Genomic DNA, 22,698 nt, shown 5'->3' with positions numbered 1-22,698 from the left:
GAGGGGGAATCTCAATGTCTTTGTCAAGCCGTTTGAGAGGTGATGAGGCCCCGGGGTTCGTATGGCTTTCGGTCTCTGAGGAGTGCCCAGAGGACGTTGATTCGGCGCCGGGCGAGGGCGAGTACGGCCTGTTTGTGGGTCTTCCCTTCGGCCCGCTTTTTCGCGTAGTAGGCCTTGGAGGCGGGGCATCGTATTGCGGCGATCTGGGCGGAGAGGAAGCAGGCTCTGAGCAGCCTGCGGTCGTAGCGTTTGGGCCGGTGGAAGTTCCCGCTGACTTTCCCGGAATCTCGGGGCACGGGCGCGACGCCTGCGACACCGGCGAGCCGGTCGGCGCTTTCGTAGTTGGCCATGTTCCCGCCCGTGGCGGCGATGAATTCGGCGGCCAGCAGTGGGCCGAATCCGGGGACGCTCAGGAGGATGTCGGCGTGCTCGTGCTGGCGGAATCGCACCTCAATGAGTTCCTCGATTTCATCGATCTCCCCGTGAAGGCGGAGGATGTCGGCGGCGAGCTTGGCGACGAGCATGGCCCCGGTCTGCTGACCGGTGATGGTGGCGTGCTGCCGGCGGGCGGCCTCGTAAGCGGTTTGGGCGACCTTGGCAGGGGAGCGGACTCCTTGTTTGCGGAGCCAGGACGTGATCCGGGATTCTCCTGCTTGGCGGATCCCGTCGGGCGTTTGATACTTCGTGAGCAGTACCAGGGCAGCCTTGCGGCTCTGGTACTCGAAGGCAGCTTCCAGGGCCGGGAAGTACTCGAGGAGGGTGGCGCGGAGCCGGTTGAGGGCGCGCGTTCGGTCGCAGACCAGATCTGTTCGGCGGGCCGCAAGAAGACGCAGTCCGACTGCGATGTCGTCCCCGGCACGAACGGGTTGGAGATCGTGGCGCATACGGGCCTGATCGGCGATGATGCCGGCGTCTTTGGCGTCGGTCTTTCCGTCGCCGCGGTAGGTCCGGGATGCGTGGTGCACGGTTCTGCCGGGGATGTAGAAGGCCGTCTGTCCGTTGTCGGCCAGCAGGCCGATCACCAGAGCAGCTCCTCCCTGATTAAGGTCCGTTGCCCACACCGTGTCGTCCCCGTCCGCGGCAGCAAGCACGTCGGCGATCAGCGCGAGCAGCTCGGTTTCGTCGTTCGCAACTCGACGGGAAAGCACCCGCCTGCCCGTCTCGTCGATCACCACGCAGTGGTGATGGGTTTTGCCTGCATCGATCCCGGCCCAAAGCCGCGTCATGGGTAGCTCCTCGTCTCGTCTGGATACACGTTGCCCAGCAGACGACCACGCCGTCAGGTCCCTACGAAGCGATCAAGTCGCGTTTCTCAATCAGCGGTCGAGTCGTCGCGGGGCACCGGGTGGCCATTCCCCCTGAGCCGTTGAATGCCGGCAAACAATGAGAAGCCATGCCCGGTGCCCCCGGGTGGTGGCAAGCATACAAAGCCCACTGACCACACCACAGAAAGGTAGGGAACCATGAGTGAATCTGACGGCATCGACGAGGCTATCGAGGGGATGTCACGCGTCGGGCTGACTGTCGCCGGCCGGATTGGTGAGCAGGTGGCCAGGGCTCGCGAGCAGGCCCTGCGCCGCGCCCAGGCGACCGAGGAACAGCAGGCCCGTGAGTTGCAGGTCCGGTTCGACGCGGAGCGCGCAGCAGCCCGTGCGCAGCTTGCACCAGTGATGGACAACCGTTGGTGGGACACGGCCGGTGGCCGCGACGTCGAGAGGATGCACGAGGCGGCCACCGCGTGGAAGGACCACGATCCGGCGGCGCGCAACGCGGCCGAGGTCATCCGGGACCAGGTGCAACGCCGCTACGGCCTGGACGTGGACAACCTGGGCGCCAACGATGTTTCGGTGGCCGCTGCCCTGGCGAAGGCAGAACGGGACCGCGAGCAGGCAGAGCAGGAGCGGGGCGCCGGCCGTGACGAGAACGCCGAGGCCGCGCAGCTGCTGGCTGATGCAGGCCGCGAGGACCAGGACCGCGAACAGGACGTGACCGAAGAGAACCAGCAGCTGTACGCTCTTGGCGAGGCATCCGGCATAAAGTATGACTCGTCTGAGCGCCGACACCAGCTGGCGGCCAGCCTGGATGACGTTGCCGACCGCGAGGCTGTCCAGGCACGGCTAAGTGCGGATCAAGACCAGGCGACCTCACCAGTTGCGGCCGTGGTCCAGGCTCCAGGCGGTGCATCTAGGGCGCGGGCCGGCCGGGCAATGTTTGGAAGAACTAAAGAGGCCCAAAGGGCTTTGGGTCGTTAACAAGAAATGAGTATGGCGGTGACCTTCAGGGAGTCCACTTCACCACCAAGGTGGGACCAGCGCCGGTTGCCGATATTCAATCGTTTGGGCGGCCCACCGTACCGTTCTGGCCGTTCGCTGCTCAACTGTCCTGCTTCGTTTCATAGCGGCTGTATGATCCAATTACGAGAATCAGAGAGGTGTGACCGCACCGTGGAGTCACCGGAATTCGATGTGGATGATGCCATCGTTCTTCTCTTGGGAAGCGAACCGGGTCAACAGGAAAGGCGAGGTGAGATCCGGGGGATAACACGGCTGGAGAAGCTGGTGTTTCTCATGGACAAGGAAACTTCCGCCGAGGAGTACTTCACCGAGGATCCAGAGTTTGAGGCCTACAACTTCGGTCCCTTTTCATCAAAGGTCTATAAGGCTGTAGATACACTAGTGGAGGCAGGTTTGGTGGAGGACTCGGCACAGCTGAGTCGGACAGACGACGACATGTGGGAGTCCGAAAAGCTTATCGGTGGCGACGATGAATCAAATGCCTTCCGCACTCGGAATTTCCGTTTAACTCCCCTCGGACAGGAGTATTTCAATGCACTCCAACAGGAGTTGCCCCCTAAGCTGCTCCAGCAGACCCAGAATCTTAGGAAACAGTTCTCGGGATGGCCTTTAAGGGATCTTGTCCGGTATGTGTATCAAAAGTACGAGGGCTACACCTCAAAGTCGCTAATCCGAGATGACATTCTGGGTCCCCGCCTGACATGAACCAGGCCACAATTCTTACTTACGCGATACCCTTTGCTATTGCGAGCTATATTGCACTCTGGCCTGCCGGGTCACTGGCTTCAAGCCTTGGCGAGAAGCTGAAAACCAAGGAACGCAACGCCCGGTCGAACCTTGTTAACGGCGCCATACGACATTTAAAAAGTCTTAGGGTGCGTCTGGACGAACTCTTCCACGACTACGATGAGGGCAACGACCTATTCCTTGTATCGGTTGAACCGAAGGAGGTCCTGGAACCCGCGCGGGAATTTGTCCGTCTCATGGTCTTGCAGACCAAGATGGCTCGCCAACTCCGCGTAGCTCAAAGGCTGGCTCGGGCATCCTTTTGGTTTCTTGTGGCGTTCGCTGTGGCGATCACGGCGACGCTACTAACCTCCGCGGCAGAAGCCCTCTTCGGAATAGATCCCGCACAGTGGGCGCTCGGCATCAGCGCGCTCATATTTGTATGCGGAGGTGGTGTCTACGTCACACTACTATTGATGGTGCGGCGGCTGGATTTTGCTCATGTCCAAGCATCCGAGCTTACCGGTGCGGATGATGACACAGTAAGCCTGAACAGTCTGACAGGGGTTGAGGACTAATGGTTGTCTTGCCGTGGGACGAAACACCAGTCCTTCGTAACAGGGAAGAAAAAGAGTTGTTGACCCCTCTTTTGAATATGATGCGAAGTCGTGGCTGGATAAATGAAAACAGCCTGGTGCTATCGGAGATGCCACTAAATGGAAGAAGAGCTGACTTAGCCACCCTGACTAAGAGCGGTATCGCGTCTGCTTACGAGATGAAAATGGGTTCGTTTCATCGTGTGCTGGAACAAGCCATGTATAACCGGCTCAGTTTCGATAGAAGCTGGATTGTAGTAAACCATCGCCCTACTCCAAAAAATTTGGAGCAGGCGCGTGAAAACGGCATCGGAGTCATTGTTTTAGATGACAAGATGTCCATATTATTATGGGCATCCCGTCAGCCGGTTAGCCCGGTTATCCGGGCAAAGATTCGCGCTATCTTTCGTAGGGGGACCAGAGGCTAGTGTTTTCAAATTTTTCACACTATCTCGCTTTCGGTTCTACCGATCAGCAGACATTGAATGCCCTGGCGGGTGGGTACCAAGGACTTGTTGTACCGGGAACAGTGGCAGCTTTCCGTGGCGAAGGAACTAAAGGTTTCGTGCTGGCACTTTCGGCCTCCTCGTCGGTTCCGTACGTGGTCGATCCACGTTTCCCGCTGTTCCAAAATGACTTGCGGGAACCGAAGAAATCTCACCTCGCCCTTGCCCGAGTGCTTGGTATCGAGGACTTAGTGCAACAACATGGAGGCCTGCCGGTCTCACTGCTCGATGACGGTTTAGTAGCATCGATTGCTACAAGATGGGTAGAATTTAACACCGGTTTTCAGGATTTGGCTCCGAAGGCCTTTGATAAGTATGCCCGACGCCTAAAGAAGCCACTTCCTCAGAAGCAAGCAAATGGACCAGCTCAAATAATGGCACCGTATCTGATGTACGACGGGTCGTCAGAGACGAGGCTCTGGTCTGATTCTCTATGGGAAGCGACGAAAGCTGCTGCAGCAGCAGCGCGAACCCATCAGCCAATCGTTCGAGTGTTGGCGGTAAAGGAACCGAAGCTCCTGCCTGATTTGTTCAACGTTGATCAAGACCCGAACATCGTCGTTTGGGTGAATAACTTGGAGGAGCCCAAGTCCCCTCAGTACCGGCTTGCTCAATACGCGGTCGAGGTTTCGAAACTCGCCGCCCAGGGGGCCCATCCGTTTGCTCTATACGGGGGCTATTTTGCAGTCATGCTTCGGGCGGTCGGCCTGACGGGAATTTCGCACGGCGTGGGTTTCAGTGAACACCGTAACTACATAGAGCTGAAAAGCTCGGGTGGGGCTCCTGCCCGTTATTATGTCCGGAAACTACACCGTTACCTGCCCGTGGATCTCGCAAGTGAGATCTGGCGACGCAGGCCCGGTTTGGTTGATGACCCGGAAACACCCATGGGCATGGCAGACCCTGCAGAGTTGGATTATCAGGCTCTAATGAAACACTCCGTGCTGGCTCGGGCAGCAGAGATCCGAGAGTCTGCTGGATTCAGCATTGTCGATCACATTCATGAGCTTGAAGTACTCCACAAACGATTCTTGGATGGAATTGACACCATGCGACTCACGACCGGACTAGAAAAACGTGCAAGGGAAAACGGGGGCCACTTGGTGCAGTGGCGGCAGGCATTGGAAGAAGCACTAGGAGCCGTCCGGTAGACACTGTTCGTCCATTTTGCCTAGGACCGTCTATCTAATTGCGCGGTCCTGCCGGAGCTGATTCCCACATCACCGATGCCTTCCCCTGGGGCAGCTGCTGGCAGCCACAGCTGAACGCGGGTGACCAATCGAACATGCGGCGGGTGGCCGCTTCCGTCCAAGAGCAAGTTGGCTCGTGCTCTCCTTTGTTCCAGACTCCGATCGACCAGGGTTCGGCTTTGCAGTCCACGCAGACAGGGGCCGACTCTTCTTGCCACTCGATGTAAGCAAGTGGCATTTGAGACTTGAGTTGCGACGTACCGCAGCCATGGCACCAGCCCACAGATTCGCGCTTCAAAGCAGTTTGGTCATTCAGAAAGAATACGGCTAGCAACAACGCTCACACTGGCAAACCGTACTTTGGCGGGGGGCTGGGCGTGGTCGGCGAGATCATCCACACGTCGGGGAACAGGACGAACAACGCCTAACCAAGCAGGTTGGCAAACGTTGAAGTGAGCCAGCTACGCGCGGTGACGGCACTGCGCGCGAGGCGAGACAGCGCGTAGGCCGCCACGAGGGCCAGGCCCAGCTAGACCAGGGCACCCCGCCCAGCACGACCGTGGCCACCGCACCAGGACGCAGCCCGAAGGCCACAAAACGCGTGAGCCAACGGCCAGACAAAGCTCTTGCAAAAGGGCCTAAGCCTCTAACATCCACGAGGTGTCAACCGCAAAACCGAAATACGGTGACTAGAGCTTCCTAGTCAAGGTCTTCTCGGAGGGTATTGAAATCCAGCCTCGGTCGATGGATTTTCTAACCGCATCGAGTCTGGATATGGCTCCAATTTTTCTGAAGATATTCGAGAGGTGTCGTTTGACGGTACCTTCCGTTATGAAGAGAGCGGAGCCAATTTGAAGGTTCGACTTGGCTTTGGCCGCAAGCACCAGGATCTCTATTTCCCTCCGAGTGAGCGGATTGTCACCCGCATCCGGGGAATTAATCTCTCTGATGATGCTCCGCGGCAAATGAAGCGTAACGAAGTCCCTGGTGTCGTTTCCAATCGAAAGGACGGCTGAAATCAGTTCCTCGATTTCCATATCCTTCATCAGATATCCGGACGCGCCTAAGTTGATAAGCTGCCCCATCAGCCCGGGCTGGGCGTGCATGGTGAGAATGATTACCTTCGACGACGGAGCGCAGTTGCGCAATTGCTCGAGTGTGGACATGACGGGGGGCCCTGGCATCTCGACATCGAGGAGAATGATGTCAGGCTCGAGGGCTCGCGCGAGAGTAACCGCCTCATTGCCGTTGGCTCCCTGACCTACCACCGCAATCCTGGCGTCTGTTGATAGCAGTGCGGACAGGCCCTCCCGGAAAAGCCGGTGATCATCGACTAGCAGAACGGATACTGGTTTCATGCGAAAACCACCGGGTTCCCGTCGGCGACGGGAATGCGGATCACGATTCGGCACCCTTCGCCTTTGCTGGCCTCCATCGACCATGATCCGCCGAGGAGTTCGGTGCGCTCACGCATAGATTGGATTCCTATATGGGAATATGCGGTTGGCGGGCTAGAGAATCCTGGTCCGTCGTCTTCCACGCACGCGAACACTTCGGCAGGTCCTGCTTCCACGACAACTCGGAGGTTCGTCATGCCGGTTCCATGTTGGAATGCGTTTCGGATGCCTTCCCTGAGGATGATGAAGAGTTCCTCTTTAAGATGGGAAGCCAGGAGAGCTATGTTTCCTGCTGTCGCCAACTCAATCCTTCCGGAATAGCCGACTGAGTCTTCCAGCAGTTCGGCCAAGGCAGTATCAAGATTGCGGTCGCCGACTACGTTGCGCAGAGTCGTCGCCACTTCCCTGACTGTCTGCAACGTTTCGCGCAGGACGTGCAGGGCCTGACCCAGGAGGCCCTCATCATTATCAGGTGTGTGCGATCCATCGGATCTGCGGCTAAGCTCCAGGCGTTGGATCGCAGCCGCGATGCCATGTGCGACGTTGTCGTGAAGATGTCTGGAGACGCTCAGCCGTTCATGCTGGTTTGATTTGTCCACCTTTTCGACCAAGACGTCAACATACTGGGACGAAGCTGTGGTTATGCGTTCCATGATTGCCGTTTGGAAACGACTGGCCAGGGAAAATGCCTCGTCAGGCTGCAAGGAACCACCAAGCCGTTCTCCGAGGACTGTCATGCCCGATTCGAACAGGATGCCAGCAGCAGCAAGGGAGAAGCTGGGGTGTATCCGCTGGAGGGCTCGTGCTTTGCCGATCGCGGGTGGGAGCACGCTTGAGTCAGGCGCGCCGAAATCTTCGGAAATGGGAAGGAATGACCGGAGGATTGCCTCCGCGCTCTCCATCGTCTGACGCGTGATGAATTCATCCGCCACAATTGGGTTTCCGACCGCTTCCAGCCGCTTGACGTACCGGCGGGTGATTTCGGCCCTTAGGGCGGACGTGTCAGCAACCAAGCTTTCCGTGTTCACTCTGCTAGTCAAGGCGTGGGGATTGTAAGAGCTGCGGTGGCCATTGTGATTAGGGCGCCGTTTGTCGATAGCTGGGTCATCATGAATATACGGTAGGGCGTGCCGAGGGAAAACCGAGAATTTTGTTTTCGTGACATTCCACAGACTGCTGCGAAAGCACAGGTTCCCAGCCAGAGCACCCACAGGCCTTTTAGCCCTGGGATTAAGGTGCAGCCGAGTGCAAGGAGAGCGATCAGGGTGGAGCCTCCAGCGGCGACCTGGGAGGCATTTCGAAGACCGAGTAACACAGGCAGAGTTACGCGTCCGTCGGCCTTGTCTCCCGCCAGGTCGGCGAAATCCTTTGACACGCTTGCCATGGCAGCCCAAGCCCCGCATACCAGACCGCCAATCAGAGCAGGTGGCCTGATCTCGCCGTGGGCAGCCAGAGATCCCCCCGCATAAGGAAGAAAAATGCCCAGGGCTACTATGAGACCCGCTGAGAAGAAGTGATTTTTTCCAGGTCTAGGTCCGATTGAGTAGAGCACGCCAAGGGTTCCCATTGAAGCCAGAACCACAAGGAATGCTGGGCCAAAAAATGAACCGATTAGCAACGCGCCGGCGAAGGTGCATATAGCTGCGACGTTGACTTGCCGTGTCGATATCTGACCCTGCGCCAGGGGACGGCGCTTGTGGTTGATCGTGTCACTGACGACGTCGGAGCTTGCATTTGTGAGATAAACGCCTGCCGTGACGAGAATCCAGGAAAGACCAGCTGCGACCACGTCGAGTTTGAGTGGTGCCTCTGTCGCTACTAAGGCTCCTGCGGTGAATCGCAAGGCCGCTAGCGTCAGAACTATGGGACGGGACTCCTTCATAAGGTGCCAGCAGAGGGATATTTGGACATGAGCTCCGGTTGTCGACATTTGACAGAGTGTGCAGCGGGATTAGGCCGTCCATAAGTGACCGAAGGACACAATCATCTACATCGAAAGTTGCAGTCATCGAGCCGAGCCAGTAGCAAGTGCCTTCACCAAAGACTGCCGCTGGGGCGGTGGGCGAAGAATCACATGTCGGATGGACACCGCACCGGACTCCCGGGCGACAGAGCCAATACTTGGATCTCTGCTGCCTGCTGTGGCTCGAAAAGCACTAAGTTAGGGCCAAGATTCGATGTATTCCGGATCATTCGGTTGCATCGATTCCTTCGGTGGGCAAGTGTCATGCCTGCTGAAGATTTTTGCCTGGGTGGGCCCCGCAAGGAGATGTAAGTCATCCTTTGGGTGGAATGAGCTCGACCTTGGGGATGATTCCTGCCGACAGAGGTGATTCACTCACTGGTCAGCCGCTAGCGTTGCAGTCATGGACAGGACTTTGAAAGTGCTAAGGCTATGGGGTGCCCCGGTATCCGCCTGTGTGTTTGTCGTCCTTTGGTGGTTAGCGGAGAGCAGCAGGATCCGACAGAATCTCTCGGAATGGGATGGCCTATGGACCCTTGTGCTGATTAGTGCCGCCATATGTGCGTCGTCGTGGTCCGCGGCCCTATCTCTGGCTCTGACTGGAATTCTCCTGATTGCTCAACTGGTCCATCTGGTACCAGGGGTCTCTGCAACAACCTGGCCTATCTATATTGGAGCCTTTCTCGCGCTGGCATTCATGCTGTGGACCGGGGGCAAAAGCACACGACTGGTATCGGTGATCGGCACGGCCGCGTTTACCCTCGCGATGGCATTCCTGATGGTGTCGCGAGGATACGGGAATGGTGTGGGCTGGTTCAGAGTGCAAGATGTCACTGCCGCGGCCATGATCGGCTATTGGTGGCAGTGCCTGGCAGTTTTACTGGGGATTGGCAGCAGCTTTGCAGCTGTGGGCCTCTTGTTAGCCCTCGATCGCGAACGCCGACGCTTGCTTGGGGACAGGGACCAGGCAGAAGCCCTTCTCAAGCGCGCCGAAGTAGAGCTAATTCTCGAACAGGAACGGTCACGCATCTCCCGTGATCTTCACGACATCCTGGCGCACTCTCTGGCTGTCATAACTGCCCAAGCTGATGGTTCACGTTACGCCCGCCCGGATTTGCCGGCGGACACAATGAAGGCTTTGACCACAATCGCTGGCTCCGCCCGGAAGGCAATGGCCGATGCACAGAGAGTCATCACTGCGACAGATGACGAAGGCAAACTGACACCGAATCCAGGCCTCAACGATCTTGAAACACTCTTGGAAAGGTCAGGATTGGATGTCCGACGTGTAGATACGGGGACGCCCGGCGTCCTGACTGAAATGCAGGAACTCGCGGTCTACCGGGTAGTCCAGGAAGCTCTGACGAATGCTCTTAGACACGGAAGAGCGACCTCCGTCGATCTCGCTCTGAACTGGTCGGCTCAAGGACTCTCACTCGCAGTGAGTTCACCGCTTCCGCCTGTCGGTGCGGCCATCAGCAGTGGTTCTGGTCGAGGTATTCCTGGCATGAAGGAACGGACCATCCTGGCCGGCGGCACCCTCACAGCAGGCCGGCAGGGTGACAGGTTCGTGGTCGACGGATACATCCCGTGTTTTACCTCTGAGTCAGAAGAGGTCAGTGGTGTTCTGGCTCTTCGGGACCGGATGCCGACGACTTCAGCGTTGGTAGGGCCACGTGAATAAGCCAGTAACTAAGATCCGTGTTGCCCTTGTCGACGATCAGCCGCTATTTCGAGCCGGAATTCGCATGCTCATTGAAAGCCAGGCAGATATGGATTTATGCGGGGAGGCCGAAAACGGTGAAGAAGCTGTGGAATTGGCGTTCTCACGGGACGCTGATGTGATCTTGATGGACTTGCGAATGCCGGTTCTTGACGGTGTAGCCGCAACTCGGAAGATTCTGGGCGGTGACAACGGAGTCTCCGGGCGCACTACACCAAAAATTATTGCACTTACCACCTTCAACCGGGACCAGGCTGTCATTGACGCTGTCCGCGCAGGCGCGAGCGGATACCTTCTCAAGAGCGCGGAGCCTGAGTTCCTGATTGCGGCAATCCGAACAGTTCATTCCGGATACGCCGTTATAGCGCCGGGCTCCGTTGAGGAATTATTTCGAGAAAATTCCCCTCCAACTGAGCCCGACATATCCGTTTTGGACTGCCTATCGGCTCGAGAACGCGAGGTCTTCCTTCTTGCTGCTTCCGGTGCCGGCAACTCGGAAATAGGTGGTCAACTATTCATCTCCGAAGCCACTGTGAAATCTCACTTGAGGAGCCTCTTGCCCAAACTAGGACTCCGGACGAGAGTCCAGCTCATTGCGTTCGCATACGAACACCGCCTTTCGGGGTAGAGCCGAGACACATCAAGATGTACCGAAAGTCCGGTAAAAAGCATGAAAAGTGTGTCCTCCTGACTGAGAGACTGGCCGGGTACTCCAGCATTTGGAGTAACTGATCATTGTTTCTCAAAAGGGGAAGACATGAAGATGAAATTCGTGGGCACGGCCGGCATGGCAGCGCTAACTGCGGTCGCCGGGGTTGCTCTTGGGGGAGCTTTACCGGCGCATGCAGATATCTACCAGTGCCCAACCAGCACAGTGTGCGTCTACCAGAACGAATACTACGGCGGTGTTGGGCAAACCATCAGCGGGTTCGCGTCTTACACCGATGTCAACAGCCAAGAGCATGACCAGGTTTCATCCTGGATCAATGCGTGTATCAACCAACCGTTTGTCATCGGCGAGTGGCGCTACGGTTCGAGGTACACCGGGGAGTATCTGGCTCCCGGATGGGTTGAGGACAGGCTTGGACCGAACGCAGGCTTCAATGACATGGCTGATTACGTCGCATTTGCTTAGCTAAGTGCTCTAAATAGTTCTCTGCGGCATCCGAGGCCGGGCGCCGCAGAGAACCGCTAAATCACAATCGGGGGAAGACAACGTGAACAAGGGATTTGCTGCAACCGCAATTGTTATTGCGGCTGTACTAGGGACCGGCGGCACAGCAGTGGCCGCTTCCACCCTTAAGACGGTCTCCCAAAAGGCTGCGGAGGCGGCACCCCCGCCGCCCTCCGTAGTAACCGCGGCGGTGGGCAAGCGCCAGCTGTTCGACACCGTGGACCTGACCTGCAAAGCCGGTTACCGCTCCGAGGTGTCCGTCTCGGGGTCAGGTAAGAGCCCGCTTGTGCTGACCGCGACACCGCTCAAGTCTGGCGACTCGGTAGGTGATGGAACTCTCCTAGCTGAGATCAATGGTTCACCCGTGTTCGCGGTTACAGGGGCGTTCCCTCTCTATCGTGATTTGAAACTCAAAGACTCAGGACCGGATGCCCGTATGGTAAACGACGCCCTGGTCCGCGCTGGACGCTTGCTGAAGCAACCTGAGCCTTCGGCCTCAACTGTCACCAGTTACACGGCTGCTGCCGTCGCCGCGCTCTACACTCAGGCCGGGTACACTGCTCCAGCGACAGGTGACCCTGTTGTCTCCGCCTCGGCATTCCAGGTTCTTCCCGATGTGGGAACCGTCTCCGGAAATGTCCACAGCACCGGACTGCTTGAAGCGGAACCCATCGCGACAATCGGTGTTGGCCCTCGTGGCATGATTTGTAGCGCAGCCAATGGCACAGTTCCCGCCGAAGCAAAGTCAGGGCAACAGGCACGAATTGCGGCGTTCGGACCCGAGCTGCGCCCGGTAACCATCATCGCGAAGCCAGTTCAAAATCCTGGTCTGGCGGCAGATTCAGGAAAGCCGGCCATCCCGTCCCAGGATTTGACGCCAAGCGGCGGCGCGGAAACAAGTGCGCTTTTCGTGGAAGTCGAGGAAGCAACCTCGAAAACGGATAAGGTCCTGCCGGCCTCGCTGATCCTCTCCCAGTCTGCGCCTGAGCCATTGGTGGTGCCCAGCTCCGCACTTTGGACCCGTGAAGGGCAGTCACTTGTTACCGTGCAGGACGATTCCGGGTTCAGGGATGTCCCAGTTGTCGTGAACTTCAGCGCAGGAGGAGAAAACGCCGTAAGCGCGGCCAGCCAGGAATCTTCCCTCACTGAGGGCGATAAAGTGGTCGTCGCAGGCGCCCGATGAGCACGCTCACTCCCGAATTGACAATCGTCACTGCCCTTGAAGCGGAGGGACTTCACAAATCGTTTCGCCAAGGGGACCAGGTCGTCGACGTGCTGACCGATGTCAGTTTGTCTTTAAAGCGCGGAACGATGACCGCGGTCATCGGCCCGTCGGGATCCGGCAAGAGTACGCTGCTCAATATCCTTGGTCTGCTTACCTCTCCTGACCGGGGCCGGCTCAGCATTGATGGACAAGACGTCGCTTCCCTTTCGTCAACACAGAGGTCAGCCTTCCGGCTGGGACGTATCGCCTTCGTATTCCAAGCATTCCACCTTATCGAACACAAAACCGTAGCTGAAAACATTGAGCTGCCGCTCATCTACGGGGGCATGGCTAAAGCAGCCCGTCAGGCCGATGTTCTAGCCGTTCTGGAAAAGCTCGGAATGGAACATCGTAAAGACAGCCTGCCCATGACACTTTCCGGCGGAGAAAAGCAACGGGTGGCTATCGGCCGTGCGTTGGTCACGAAACCAACCCTGCTGCTCTGTGATGAACCCACGGGCAGTCTCGATTCTGCGCGGTCAAGAGAAGTGCTGCAGCTGCTGCGGGAGCTGACAGGCCCGGACCAGGCAACCGTAATCGTCACGCACGACCCTTGGGTATCCGATCAATGTGATGAAACCATCCATGTGGAGGATGGCCGCGTCGTCTCCTCCGCTCCAGTGTTCAAGTCCGTTGGACGGCCTTCCAAACCTCGTGTCAGAGCATCCAGCCGTGCTCGATGGATTGCTCTCGGATTTCGAGAAGCCTGGAATTCCACGAGGCGGCGTTCCCGCCGGAATGCTTTCACAATGCTTGGTGTGGCCCTCGGTGTGGCATCACTGGTCTTGACGGTCGGTTTCTCGGCTACGATTTCCGCTCAGCTGTCGGATAAGTTCAACCTCTACCTCGCCCAGCGCGTGACTCTTTCATCGCCGGCGGATGAAGCGATCAGCTCTCAGAAGGCGCTTGAGTGGCAAGCATCGGAAGGCATGATTCGACTAGCTAAGCTCAATGGCGTTGAAGCCGCAGGCGTCCTCCAAGATATATCGGGTGGGGGAGCTACCGTGACGCCGGTGCCTGATGACCGGGTGTCCTACGACGGCCGGATCCAAGCACCAGTCATCGCAAGCACCGTCGAAGGCCTCAACGCTCAGGGAGTAGAGCTTGCCCAGGGACGGCTGTTCGACGCTGGACATGTAGCTCGGCGGGACCGTGTTGCGGTGGTGGGAGAAACCCTCATGCGCCGTATTGGTCGCCCTTGGCAGGCGGGAATGCAGCTCTACCTGAATAACAAGCAGTTTCTGATAGTGGGAGTGGTCAGGGAGGATCTCAGCGCGGCTTCATCGCTGGCGAGCGTTTATGTGCCTTTGGGACAAAGCCTGGGAGATGAATCCTCATTTCAAGGGAAAGCGACAATCCTGCTCAGGACCAGCGCCGGGGCAGCATCTCAGGTGGCCAACGAGGCGCAGGCTGCCTGGAACCCCGCGCAGCCAGGCTCTATGACAGCTTCCGCCCCCCCCAGAACCGAATTCGCTCCGCCAAGCTGTCGACGTGCAGCAGCGCAATCTGATGGTGGGAATGGCTGCCGTCACCTTGGTCATCGGCGGCGTCGGGACCATGAACACGTTCCTGGTCGCCGTACTGGAACGCAGGCGCGAGATTGGGCTAAGGATGGCGCTTGGTTCTACTCCCGGCGGCATGATGGCGCAGTTTGCGGCGGAGGCGGTCCTTACCTCCGCCGCCGGCGCCATTCTTGGGGTTGTCGCAGCCGTCAACATTCTCGCTGTCACCTGTCTGATTAACCATTGGACCCCCGTCATTTCACCGGAGAGCATCGGGATGGGTCTCGGCGCGGGCCTTCTCATCGGGTTGGTCGCTGGAGTGTACCCAGCACGGAAGGCCGCTCGAACTGACCCTGTAGAAACTCTTTCCCAAAACTAGATTGAGACAAGGAAAACCCATGAACATTCGAAACGGAATTTACACTTCGGGCGTTGCAGCCCTGCTTTTGCTGGCGACAGGCTGCGCTGGCTCTCCGGCCGATAGTGCTGCCGGCAACAATGGCGCGGGCTCCGTGCAGGCTGCTGCGTCGCCGGACCCGCAGGCTGTGACCAAGGTTGATGAGTTTCTCAGTAGCAATGGACCGGCCGAACAAGCACGCCAGATCGCCATTCGCGACTGCATGGCCAAAGCAGGGTTCAAATGGGAAGAAACTGTCCCCAAGCAGATGAAGGTCCAAGACCTAGTTCCTTTGAAGCCCCTTAGCATAGAACAGGCTCGGAGCGTTGGGTACGCCAGCCCACAGCAGAGCCAGTCCCAAGAAGCCCAAAATGCTCAGACACCTGCTGCCGCGGAAGCATTCATGGGTCCCGCCGGAGCCCCGAAAGTATCTGTAAACGTGCTTGGAATGAAGCCCTCTGTTTCATCAAAAGGATGCCTAGCTGAGAGCTACAAACAGGTATACGGCTCCGTCGAAAACGGAATGATGGCTACAGGGGTGACGATCAACGCCGTACTGCCCGGAATCAACGCCGCCATTGGAGACTCTTCAGTGGCAGACGCCAACAAAAAGTGGTCTGAATGCATGACTGCTGCAAGTTATCCCAACCTCGAGACTCCTGACCGGGCTTGGGACACCGCGCGCCAAAATCCGACCAACGCCGACGCGATTGCTGTTGCCGACGCGAAGTGCCGGGAAGGTGTTTCGTACGAGGACGTTCGTAAGGCGGCACTGAACAAGTACCTCACAACTTTCTTGACCCGCAACGAAACCCTGATCACAGAAATCCAGACCATTCGAAAGGAAGCAGCAGCCAACGCTCAAAAGATCATTGCCGGGCTGTAGCAAGGAAGCCTTCCGTATCCCAAGTTGCCTGTCCTGGTCTATTTCGCTGTACTAATGGCGCAGGGAAGGGTGCACAGTGGTGCAGCGATCTGCTGGGTTTCATATAGGGAAGGATGTTGCCAGTCCTCAACAGCAGGACAAGGCGGCGAGAGGACTCGGCACTAGAGTAATTCAGAAGGTCCAGGGATCCGGCCCAGCGCGGCCGTGGCCACCGAACAGTGGCCGGCCCTCAAGCCCACCGCTAGCACCGGTAAGCACTGTGGTTGCTCTAGAGCGCCAGTATTATCGATGCCTGTGAACGCTGAAGCTTCCTCCCTGTTTGAGATCGACGATCCTGCCCCATCTCCCAATGTCCTTGCCCCGCTTCCGATCAAAACGGAGCAAAGACAGGCGATTTGTATGCGTTTGAGAGGGCAGGTGTGGTCAGCCAAGATGATCGCGAGGCTTTGATCGAGTCAGTCGTCGTCCGTGAAGTAGCGAGCCTGCGGGAATTAAAGGCTGTAGATGCACGGCGGATTCTTCAGCGCATCGACGGGCTGCGTGGCACCAAGCCTGCAAGCATCGGATCGGCGTGGGACAACCGTGAAGACGATACCTGGATCGACAAGCTGTAGCAGTGTCCTTTCGCCTTGTGAGCTTCCATTTGCTGTGCACGTGAACGGATCCTAAGGTGACCGGCCAAGCTAATCTCCGCGGGTAGGGTTGTGGTTGAGTTCTTTGTCGACGGCCTGGATGGAGTGAAGGCTAACATCGTAGATCCGCATGGATCGTGGCTGCCTGATGCATTGTCAAAGTTGCGGGAGTTGGCGCGTTTCGCGGAGGCGTACGGCGAGAGCTTCCACCACATCGAGTCCATTTCCCGGATCGACGGGAGGTTGCGAGTCCTAGACCTCACGTGGCCGGGGGTCAGAAAGATCGTGCTGGAAGCAATCGACGCGTACTCCGCATACCGTGAGGCTTCTGTGGAGTACTGAATCCGTGCCATGGCGCCATAACCTGCATGCCGGCGAGAGACCGCCGGCATGCAGGTTCGCACCGTACGGACGCGGTGGCGGTGCTAGTCGCGCAAAAGTGACTTATGAACTACTGGTTTGCTGATTCTCTATGGCGCCCCTTCATCTTTGAATCGATTAGGTATGTATGCGGACCTATCATTCGGGAACGATTTCTAACTCTTTCTTCCCAGTCTTCTGGCCAGGTTGTTGCATCTGACCAGGTGAGACCTTCAAGCTCTACATCATTGAGATTTACAGAAGTAAGGTCGAGCCCGGAAACGTCGCTGAATCTCTTTGCTAGGCGCGTCAGATAGATCGCTCTTCTTTCGCTTAGATTAATACCAAAGGTTGCGCATGTTCTGACGACTTCCTTTAAGTCACGCAAAATCTCTGGATTTTGACTCACAACTAAGTGCTCATCCTGGCTGTGTAAGCTTCCAATGTCGATCAAAGCGGACATTGCCCAGTTCCGTAGTCTTTGAGCATCCTGGCGGACTTCCTTTCGGGCGAGTCCAACAGCACGAAGCTTCGAAACCGTGGGAGAGATAGAGGACTGATCCTTGGCAATGCAGAAGGCATCGAGCTCACGACGATACCTATTTGCCATTGCAAGCATCGGTTTGGTGTGGGACCGGATGTAGTCAGAGATTACTCCTGGATTAACACTCCTTTGCCTTCCAAATTTTGGGCGTAGCGTTTCATCTATTAAGGTGCATATCTCGACACCGCATTGGGCTTCGATCCGGGTCAGTACATGTGCGGGGCCGGCCGTCGCTATCACCAGCCGTTGCAGGAGCCTCGCAACTTCTCCAACCTGCGCGGTGTGTAAAGCTATGCGGAGCAAGGATTGGCTTGTCTGCGCGGCATTGGCATCAAGCCGCGCCTGAGGGGACAACTCCCACGTGATGTGCAGCCTGGAAGAGTTCTCGAAGTCTCGCCATTGACGAGTGAGGCGAACCAGCCTCTGTTTTCCCTCGTCGCCGATTACATAGTCGGAAACGCTGAAGAGTGAGGACAGCGGAAGTAGGCGGTCACTTCGGAGTTCGACCAGATGGATGCCAGCGGCTTGACTTCCCGCGTGCCAAAGCTTTTGAAGGGTCTCTTCGCTGCCGAGTTCAAATAACTGCTGGATCGCCTTCTCCGCGGCAGAGCTGTTGGCGAAATCGAATGCCTGCTCCGGATCGTTGAGCTCGGCATCGATCCACTTGGTCATCGCAGCCTGGGTTGTGCCTGTTGCTGGAGACACGCGAACTTCAGGAGCTTCTTCCGCATCCATGTCAACTTCATTCGGAAGCGGGAGCGCGTCGGCCTCACCTGAAGTCAATAGGGAGTGGGTGCTTTCTTCAACTTCATCCAATGTCTTGCAGGTCTCCCAGATCCTAGACATCAGGGATTCTGGAACCTCTTCATCCTCGAGGGGGGAGGGATCAGGTCGTGATCGACCAGCGTCAATATCTTCGAGCAGCGCTGAAGGAATGTCGCGTTCCCACTCCGACATAAAATACCTCCTGGAGCCAGTCATCGTTTTTCACTCTCGCTTCTCATAATTCTGCGTAAGGATCTCATTGTTGCATCGAGCTGAGACTTTAAAGTTGTCCTAGGGATATTCCCTCGCAGAATTGACATGGCTTGTAGCGTTTTTTCCTCGTAATAATGTTCGATAATAAGTTCACGCTGATAGGGCGTTAACATGGCGATCGCTTTTCTTAATTTTGAATGCTCGATATTTTTTAATGCACTATCCTCCGTCCCAGGAGAATGATCTGCAATGATGTCGTCATCAAAGAATTTCGGTATTTCACCAGATCCGCATTTTATTGTGTTAGCGTGTCGCCGTTCAGTGGCAAACACATTGAACGTCAATGTATTCAGCCACGCCGCTGGATTGTGAGGGCGCTCGGTGCCGGCTTTTTTGCTTACCTTCCAGACACGCGTCATAACTTCTTGGGTCAGGTCCTCTACATCTTGCTGTCGGCGATACAAGCTTCTGGAAGCCTTATAAACAATTTTGGTAGCGGAAGGCAGCGAGATCCCCAGCCAAGCCTCGAACTTCCTGAGGGACGGAGGTGAGGTGTCGCCTACTACCGAGGGCGGGTAGGAGCTTTCGCCAGGGCTGACCCCGTTCGGCCTTGGTGTAGCGTCTGGCACGACGCCTCCTTCCAATTCAGAGCTGTTTTAGGCGTTCATGGCATTAGACGCAGTTTGGAGCCGAAAGTACGAAAACTCGTTAAATCTCGTCTCAGAAGGTCGTGTTGGGTTTGCACTCTTGTGCGATCTAAGGCCGCCAGGTGCCTAAAACGTCAACCCAGTCTGAGCACGAGTCGCGTCCATGCAAGCAGTGAGTGCAGGGTGATCTGGTCCGTCAGAAGCTTCCCAGAATGACGCGACTTGCGGAAGAGGGTCCGTACTATAGTGGCCCAAGTCCGGAACGGTCATGGTTTGAAGTGTTCTAGGGCAAACTGCACCGCGTGTCCAAGCGACGAACCAATGCCTGTTTGTGGTGCCAGAAGCGCGATCAGCGTAAGAATAAGCAAGTACAAAATCTTCGGTCCAACCTGGAGGATGATGAGGCGCAAGGTGGTCTGCCACCCTTCTCGGGCTGCATCCAGCTGCAGGTGCTTTTTGCACGAACAGGACTTCATCGACTCTGTTGTTTCGTCTCGACCGTGGTGCCGGTGCCCTTTCACGGTTCGCCCTCCTAGCTAATGTCTTCTTGCTAGGTATGACGAGGATTGAAATGAGGCGTACGAGTACTCGTACGCTCGGCAGGAAACTGCGTCTACCGATGGCCCTGAAGTTGGGCTGAAGTCATCTCACAAGCCTGCAATTCCCAGGACATGAGCTTCACCGTGTGAGTTCATTCCTTCGCTCTCCCCCGCGGGTTCCTTGAAACGACCAGCATCCTGGGTCAGACAGATCGCTCTTGGCTGACTGTCGGGATTAGAACAGGCCCTCCGGCGGCTCCGCGCAGGGCAGTGGAGAGACTTTCGTGCGGTGTCCGTCGTCCGGACTGCAGCCTTTAAAGGGGCCGTCGGTGGAGAGCAGTACGTTCATATGGTGGTCTGCGTGGTCGCGCCACCACACGCTCATGCCCGTGGTGCCGTCCAGGCGCAGGAATTCCCAGGCTCGCCAGAGTGCTTCGAGGCGGCTGATGGCTTCGGCGTGTTTCCACCACTGTGGGCACCAGGTAACGCCGCCCTGTAGGTTGAGCGCCCGGCGGTAGGTTGTAGCGAGTTTGTCGCTGACGAACTCGGCGACGTTCGGATAAAAAAGCTCAGGCGCGCCTTCGTGGTCTACGGCTGGCTCGGTGGCGCCAGCTGCAGTGTCCTCCAGCTCGTCATCCCACTCCCCCAGGCCGTCACTCATTAGAGGGTCCTGCGGCGATCCACCGGTTCCCGGCTGCGGCCGCCGGCTTGTTCGCGGGGTCGTGTGCGGCGATGGAGGCTCGCACCGCATCAGCCTGCGGACCGCTCATCCAAGGCACCGTTTCCAGCAGTGCGGCGGGGGCGCCGGAGGCGAACATGATGGCGCGGCCACGAGGGAAGGCGGCCAAGTCCGAGACGTCCAGGGTGCGTTCCTTGCGGTCGTCGTCGTGGCTGTACGAAGTGCCTTGTTTGGAGCGGCTTCTGGTCATGTTGGAGTAGCGGTACTCGCCCACGAGCTGTGCGAGCTCGTTCAGGAACTCGGCTTCGGCGACGCCGCCGCCGTAGACCTTGATGTTGGAGGCGCTCCAGAGCTTCCGCATACCGTCGCGGCCCCACACTTCCACGCCTTGGGACCAGGACTGGAGGATGGTCATCAGGACGATGCCCCGGGATCCGTAGTGGCTGTAGAGGTTCGGCAGCTCACGCCACCGGCAGACGTTGGCTGCTTCGTCCAGAACACCGATCATCGGTGTGGCCAGCCGGCCGCCGGGCGAGTGCACGGCGAGTTCTTCGGCGGCCTCGACCGTGGCCACGGTCAGCGCCGTCACCAGCGGTCCGGCGGTGCCCTTGCCTTCCTTGGACAGGCTGTACAGCGTTCCTTTGGACCGGACGAATTCCGCGGGGTCGAACTGGGGTCGTTCGTCCTTCTCGCCTTGGGGTGTTACCCAGCGAGCAACCTGGCGGTTGGTGAGGCAGGAAGCCATTTGCAGTGCCGTGCCGTACACGCCGCCACGCTGTTTCTCGGGTGCGTTGATGACGCCGCCGACGGCATTGGAGGTCTGGGTGAAGCCGTGGGTTTTGAGGATGTCTACTGCTTCGTCCTCGGCCGGACGGGTCAGCCAGGTGTGGACCTGTGTGATCGGTCGGCTGTCGAGGGCTGCGGCGAGCAGGAGCCCGGCAAGGAGATCCTGGCCTGCTGAATCAAAGTAGGCATCCGTTTTGGCATCAGGGCCGCGGGAGCCGGCTGCGAAGTGGTCGGCCAGGCGTGCCGCCTTCACCTCGTCTGTGACGTAGGACAGGGGGTTCCACCACCAGGAAGGTTCCTCGAGGGCGACGGACTGCGGGTCGAAGACCCAGACCGGGCCCTCGGCGGCGCGGACATCGCGCGTGCCGTCAACGATGTCCCGCTTGTTCGAGGTCACCAGCGCAGCTCCCGGGGCGGCAAGGATCGCAGGGATCGCCCGCGACGTTGTCTTGCCCGTCCGGGGGCCCCAGATGTCGATGTGCATGTCTTCCCAGGACCCGTAGACCATCTGGCCGCCCAGAACCGTCTTGCCTACCGGGACGCCGGGTGAGCCCTTCACTCCGAGACGTTCGGCAGTGGCCGTGGCCCCGCGCAGGCTCAGTGCGCGCAGGTCCCGGCCGTTGGCCATGTGCTGGGCCGCGGCGTCCACCCGGGAACGCTTGGACCGTCGGCGCAGCACCCCACGGACCACCAGAAAAGCCATGACGACGATGAGGACGCCGAAGCCGACCAGTACAAAAGTGGCGGCCGCGGGCCACGTGACCTTCTGCGAGAGCAGGTCGAAGACCAATTCAAACGGGTTCGCCGGCAGCTTCTGGCCATCCTTGGACAGGAGCGACCCGAGGTGTACGGCGCCAGCCACCGAGCCGACGCCGAGCACCACGACGGTGATGAAGACCCAGAGCAGGATGGTCTCGCCATCCATCGCCGAACGCTTGCCGCTGCTTGGCGCACCCATCAGTTCTCCCCTTCCGCGCTCCGAATTTTCGTCCAGCGCTTGTTTGTATCGTGGAGCGATTTTTCGACGCTGGTTAGCTTCAAGGCCACGGGGATGCCGGGGCGGCCGCCGACTTTGAAGAGGAATTTGCCCAGGCCCGGGCGTACCCGTTTGCGGGATCCGCCGACGTCGGTCCACGACCCCGGGTCAGCCCATGAGATGAGGCGGGCTTGTTCGGCCCGGGAGAGGGTGACGGCCTTGTTAAGTTTCTCCATTTCGGCCCCGGGGAGCGCGCCGCAGACGACCATGCCGGAGCGTTCGACGAAACCGCGCGCTTTCATTCGTTCGGATTCGGTGGGCAGGGCTTCGAGGTCGCTCATGGTGTGCGTGATCATGGCCTGGCCGACGCCCTCCGTGCGGTTGAGCCGGGTGAGGGAGTCAACGCGGTCTACCATTCCTTCACCGGAGCGCAGGGCCCGCCAGAGCTCGTCCATGACGACGAAGTAGTTGCGGCGCGGTTCCAGGCCGGCGTCGGCCAGGGTGTGTGCCACCTGGACGGTGGCGAACCCGGTTGACCAGCAGGCCAGCAGGCAGGCCGCTTGAATGTCCCGCTGCGTGTCGGAGATGCCCGAGAGGTCGAAGACGACCGGCTTGGTGAGGTCCATCGGCTGATCGGTGGGCTGGGAGAACATGTCCGAGAACCGGCCGGAGCCGTCCAGCGAGTACAGCGACTGGCGCAGCTGGTCCGTGGCGTCCAAGTATCGGCTCATGTCGCCACGGTCAAGGGCAATTGCCCGCAGCTCGTTGGGCGCATCTTTGATGACGTCGATTAGATCTCCTATCAGGGGCACGCGGTCCAGGCGCTCGTCCAGGATGTGCAGTGCGCGGTCGATCAGAGATTCTTCGTGCGCGCTGGGCTTGGCGTTGCGCACAATGGTGACAAGCGCCGTGATCATGTTCAGGCGCCGGTTGTGCGAA

23 protein-coding genes and 1 pseudogene are annotated in these 22,698 nt (G+C 58.2%); 14 read left to right on the top strand and 10 right to left on the bottom strand.

The genetic code is table 11. The features are described from left to right. Positions 1-23: 23 nt before the first annotated feature. A complete protein-coding gene (locus PUN71_RS21690; protein ID WP_277800070.1) occupies positions 24-1,226 on the bottom strand; it encodes an IS110 family RNA-guided transposase in 1,203 nt (400 codons plus the stop codon). Positions 1,227-1,463: 237 nt separating this feature from the next. Between PUN71_RS21690 and PUN71_RS21685 the strand changes: the two genes are divergently transcribed. From PUN71_RS21685 to PUN71_RS21665, 5 genes are all read left to right on the top strand, one after another. Further along, positions 1,464-2,252, top strand: coding sequence for a hypothetical protein (locus tag PUN71_RS21685; RefSeq protein ID WP_277800069.1), 789 nt, complete (start codon positions 1,464-1,466; stop codon positions 2,250-2,252). A gap of 192 nt (positions 2,253-2,444) precedes the next feature. Continuing rightward, on the top strand, positions 2,445-2,999 hold the full coding sequence (locus tag PUN71_RS21680) for a hypothetical protein (RefSeq protein WP_277800068.1): 555 nt from the start codon (positions 2,445-2,447) through the stop codon (positions 2,997-2,999). Next, positions 2,996-3,598 (top strand): hypothetical protein, encoded by a 603-nt coding sequence (locus PUN71_RS21675; RefSeq protein WP_277800067.1) that lies wholly within the window; start codon positions 2,996-2,998, stop codon positions 3,596-3,598. Before PUN71_RS21680 ends, PUN71_RS21675 begins: the two co-directional genes overlap by 4 nt. After that, complete coding sequence (locus PUN71_RS21670) at positions 3,598-4,044, top strand: hypothetical protein (protein ID WP_277800066.1); 447 nt, start codon at positions 3,598-3,600, stop codon at positions 4,042-4,044. The genes PUN71_RS21675 and PUN71_RS21670 overlap by 1 nt, the downstream gene beginning before the upstream one ends. Then, entirely contained in the window at positions 4,044-5,273 is a 1,230-nt protein-coding gene (locus tag PUN71_RS21665; RefSeq protein ID WP_277800065.1) for a hypothetical protein, read from the top strand. The genes PUN71_RS21670 and PUN71_RS21665 overlap by 1 nt, the downstream gene beginning before the upstream one ends. Before the next feature lie 728 nt (positions 5,274-6,001). On the opposite strand, the gene PUN71_RS21660 is transcribed toward PUN71_RS21665, so the two are convergent. From PUN71_RS21660 to PUN71_RS21650, 3 genes are read right to left on the bottom strand one after another with little or no spacing between them, the layout of a single operon-like run. Continuing rightward, the gene (locus PUN71_RS21660; RefSeq protein ID WP_277800064.1) at positions 6,002-6,670 is read right to left on the bottom strand and encodes a response regulator; all 669 of its coding nucleotides are present in this window, start codon (positions 6,668-6,670) and stop codon (positions 6,002-6,004) included. Next, positions 6,667-7,737 (bottom strand): sensor histidine kinase, encoded by a 1,071-nt coding sequence (locus tag PUN71_RS21655; RefSeq protein WP_277800063.1) that lies wholly within the window; start codon positions 7,735-7,737, stop codon positions 6,667-6,669. The genes PUN71_RS21660 and PUN71_RS21655 overlap by 4 nt, the downstream gene beginning before the upstream one ends. Positions 7,738-7,745: 8 nt before the next feature. Then, a complete protein-coding gene (locus PUN71_RS21650) occupies positions 7,746-8,639 on the bottom strand; it encodes a UbiA family prenyltransferase (RefSeq protein ID WP_277800062.1) in 894 nt (297 codons plus the stop codon). A 571-nt stretch (positions 8,640-9,210) separates the two neighbouring features. Here PUN71_RS21650 and PUN71_RS21645 point away from each other — a divergent pair. The 9 genes and pseudogenes from PUN71_RS21645 (at position 9,211) to PUN71_RS21610 (ending at position 16,592) form a co-directional block, all read left to right on the top strand. Continuing rightward, a complete protein-coding gene (locus PUN71_RS21645; RefSeq protein ID WP_277800061.1) occupies positions 9,211-10,356 on the top strand; it encodes a sensor histidine kinase in 1,146 nt (381 codons plus the stop codon). Beyond that, complete coding sequence (locus PUN71_RS21640; protein ID WP_277800060.1) at positions 10,349-11,023, top strand: response regulator; 675 nt, start codon at positions 10,349-10,351, stop codon at positions 11,021-11,023. Before PUN71_RS21645 ends, PUN71_RS21640 begins: the two co-directional genes overlap by 8 nt. A gap of 129 nt (positions 11,024-11,152) precedes the next feature. Next, positions 11,153-11,530 (top strand): peptidase inhibitor family I36 protein, encoded by a 378-nt coding sequence (locus tag PUN71_RS21635; RefSeq protein ID WP_277800059.1) that lies wholly within the window; start codon positions 11,153-11,155, stop codon positions 11,528-11,530. 229 nt (positions 11,531-11,759) lie between these two features. Next, positions 11,760-12,752 carry an efflux RND transporter periplasmic adaptor subunit gene (locus PUN71_RS21630; protein ID WP_277800058.1) on the top strand — a complete coding sequence of 331 codons (993 nt, stop codon included), beginning with the start codon at positions 11,760-11,762 and terminating at the stop codon, positions 12,750-12,752. Continuing rightward, a pseudogene (locus PUN71_RS21625) lies at positions 12,749-14,230 on the top strand (ABC transporter ATP-binding protein/permease); the annotation flags it as partial. The gene PUN71_RS21630 and the pseudogene PUN71_RS21625, both read left to right, overlap by 4 nt. A 112-nt stretch (positions 14,231-14,342) precedes the next feature. Beyond that, the gene (locus PUN71_RS23235) at positions 14,343-14,714 is read left to right on the top strand and encodes an ABC transporter permease (RefSeq protein WP_502861267.1); all 372 of its coding nucleotides are present in this window, start codon (positions 14,343-14,345) and stop codon (positions 14,712-14,714) included. Positions 14,715-14,733: 19 nt separating this feature from the next. Then, positions 14,734-15,618, top strand: coding sequence for a hypothetical protein (locus tag PUN71_RS21620; RefSeq protein ID WP_277800056.1), 885 nt, complete (start codon positions 14,734-14,736; stop codon positions 15,616-15,618). 395 nt (positions 15,619-16,013) lie between these two features. Continuing rightward, positions 16,014-16,232 carry a hypothetical protein gene (locus tag PUN71_RS21615; protein WP_277800055.1) on the top strand — a complete coding sequence of 73 codons (219 nt, stop codon included), beginning with the start codon at positions 16,014-16,016 and terminating at the stop codon, positions 16,230-16,232. Between the two features lie 90 nt (positions 16,233-16,322). Then, on the top strand, positions 16,323-16,592 hold the full coding sequence (locus PUN71_RS21610) for a hypothetical protein (protein ID WP_277800054.1): 270 nt from the start codon (positions 16,323-16,325) through the stop codon (positions 16,590-16,592). 109 nt (positions 16,593-16,701) lie between these two features. On the opposite strand, the gene PUN71_RS21605 is transcribed toward PUN71_RS21610, so the two are convergent. From PUN71_RS21605 to PUN71_RS21580, 6 genes are all read right to left on the bottom strand, one after another. After that, complete coding sequence (locus PUN71_RS21605; RefSeq protein ID WP_277800053.1) at positions 16,702-18,111, bottom strand: hypothetical protein; 1,410 nt, start codon at positions 18,109-18,111, stop codon at positions 16,702-16,704. A 20-nt stretch (positions 18,112-18,131) separates the two neighbouring features. Further along, positions 18,132-18,761, bottom strand: a complete 630-nt coding sequence (locus tag PUN71_RS21600; protein WP_277800052.1) for an RNA polymerase sigma factor — start codon at positions 18,759-18,761, stop codon at positions 18,132-18,134. Between the two features lie 284 nt (positions 18,762-19,045). Then, positions 19,046-19,300 carry a hypothetical protein gene (locus PUN71_RS21595; protein WP_277800051.1) on the bottom strand — a complete coding sequence of 85 codons (255 nt, stop codon included), beginning with the start codon at positions 19,298-19,300 and terminating at the stop codon, positions 19,046-19,048. 253 nt (positions 19,301-19,553) lie between these two features. Then, positions 19,554-19,979, bottom strand: a complete 426-nt coding sequence (locus PUN71_RS21590; protein WP_277800050.1) for a DUF4913 domain-containing protein — start codon at positions 19,977-19,979, stop codon at positions 19,554-19,556. Then, on the bottom strand, positions 19,972-21,741 hold the full coding sequence (locus tag PUN71_RS21585; RefSeq protein WP_277800049.1) for a type IV secretory system conjugative DNA transfer family protein: 1,770 nt from the start codon (positions 21,739-21,741) through the stop codon (positions 19,972-19,974). The genes PUN71_RS21590 and PUN71_RS21585 overlap by 8 nt, the downstream gene beginning before the upstream one ends. After that, a partial coding sequence (locus PUN71_RS21580; RefSeq protein ID WP_502861255.1) for a putative type IV secretion/conjugal transfer ATPase occupies positions 21,741-22,698 on the bottom strand: 958 nt, incomplete at its 5' end. The genes PUN71_RS21580 and PUN71_RS21585, both read right to left, overlap by 1 nt.

The sequence above is a fragment of the Arthrobacter sp. NQ7 genome (assembly GCF_029581595.2).
Lineage (GTDB): Bacteria > Actinomycetota > Actinomycetes > Actinomycetales > Micrococcaceae > Arthrobacter > Arthrobacter phenanthrenivorans_B.
The sequence above is the reverse complement of the archived record's forward strand: the minus strand, read 5'-3'. Positions and strand labels throughout refer to the sequence as shown.

Excerpts from the sequence above, each read along its gene's own strand:
- PUN71_RS21685 (WP_277800069.1), top strand. The coding sequence starts at position 1,464 with ATGAGTGAATCTGACGGCATCGACGAGGCTATCGAGGGGATGTCACGC.
- PUN71_RS21585 (WP_277800049.1), bottom strand. The coding sequence starts at position 21,741 with ATGGGTGCGCCAAGCAGCGGCAAGCGTTCGGCGATGGATGGCGAGACC.
- PUN71_RS23235 (WP_502861267.1), top strand. The coding sequence starts at position 14,343 with ATGGTGGGAATGGCTGCCGTCACCTTGGTCATCGGCGGCGTCGGGACC.
- PUN71_RS21620 (WP_277800056.1), top strand. The coding sequence starts at position 14,734 with ATGAACATTCGAAACGGAATTTACACTTCGGGCGTTGCAGCCCTGCTT.
- PUN71_RS21675 (WP_277800067.1), top strand. The coding sequence starts at position 2,996 with ATGAACCAGGCCACAATTCTTACTTACGCGATACCCTTTGCTATTGCG.
- PUN71_RS21660 (WP_277800064.1), bottom strand. The coding sequence starts at position 6,670 with ATGAAACCAGTATCCGTTCTGCTAGTCGATGATCACCGGCTTTTCCGG.
- PUN71_RS21605 (WP_277800053.1), bottom strand. The coding sequence starts at position 18,111 with ATGTCGGAGTGGGAACGCGACATTCCTTCAGCGCTGCTCGAAGATATT.
- PUN71_RS21635 (WP_277800059.1), top strand. The coding sequence starts at position 11,153 with ATGAAGATGAAATTCGTGGGCACGGCCGGCATGGCAGCGCTAACTGCG.
- PUN71_RS21650 (WP_277800062.1), bottom strand. The coding sequence starts at position 8,639 with ATGTCGACAACCGGAGCTCATGTCCAAATATCCCTCTGCTGGCACCTT.
- PUN71_RS21590 (WP_277800050.1), bottom strand. The coding sequence starts at position 19,979 with ATGAGTGACGGCCTGGGGGAGTGGGATGACGAGCTGGAGGACACTGCA.
- PUN71_RS21670 (WP_277800066.1), top strand. The coding sequence starts at position 3,598 with ATGGTTGTCTTGCCGTGGGACGAAACACCAGTCCTTCGTAACAGGGAA.
- PUN71_RS21690 (WP_277800070.1), bottom strand. The coding sequence starts at position 1,226 with ATGACGCGGCTTTGGGCCGGGATCGATGCAGGCAAAACCCATCACCAC.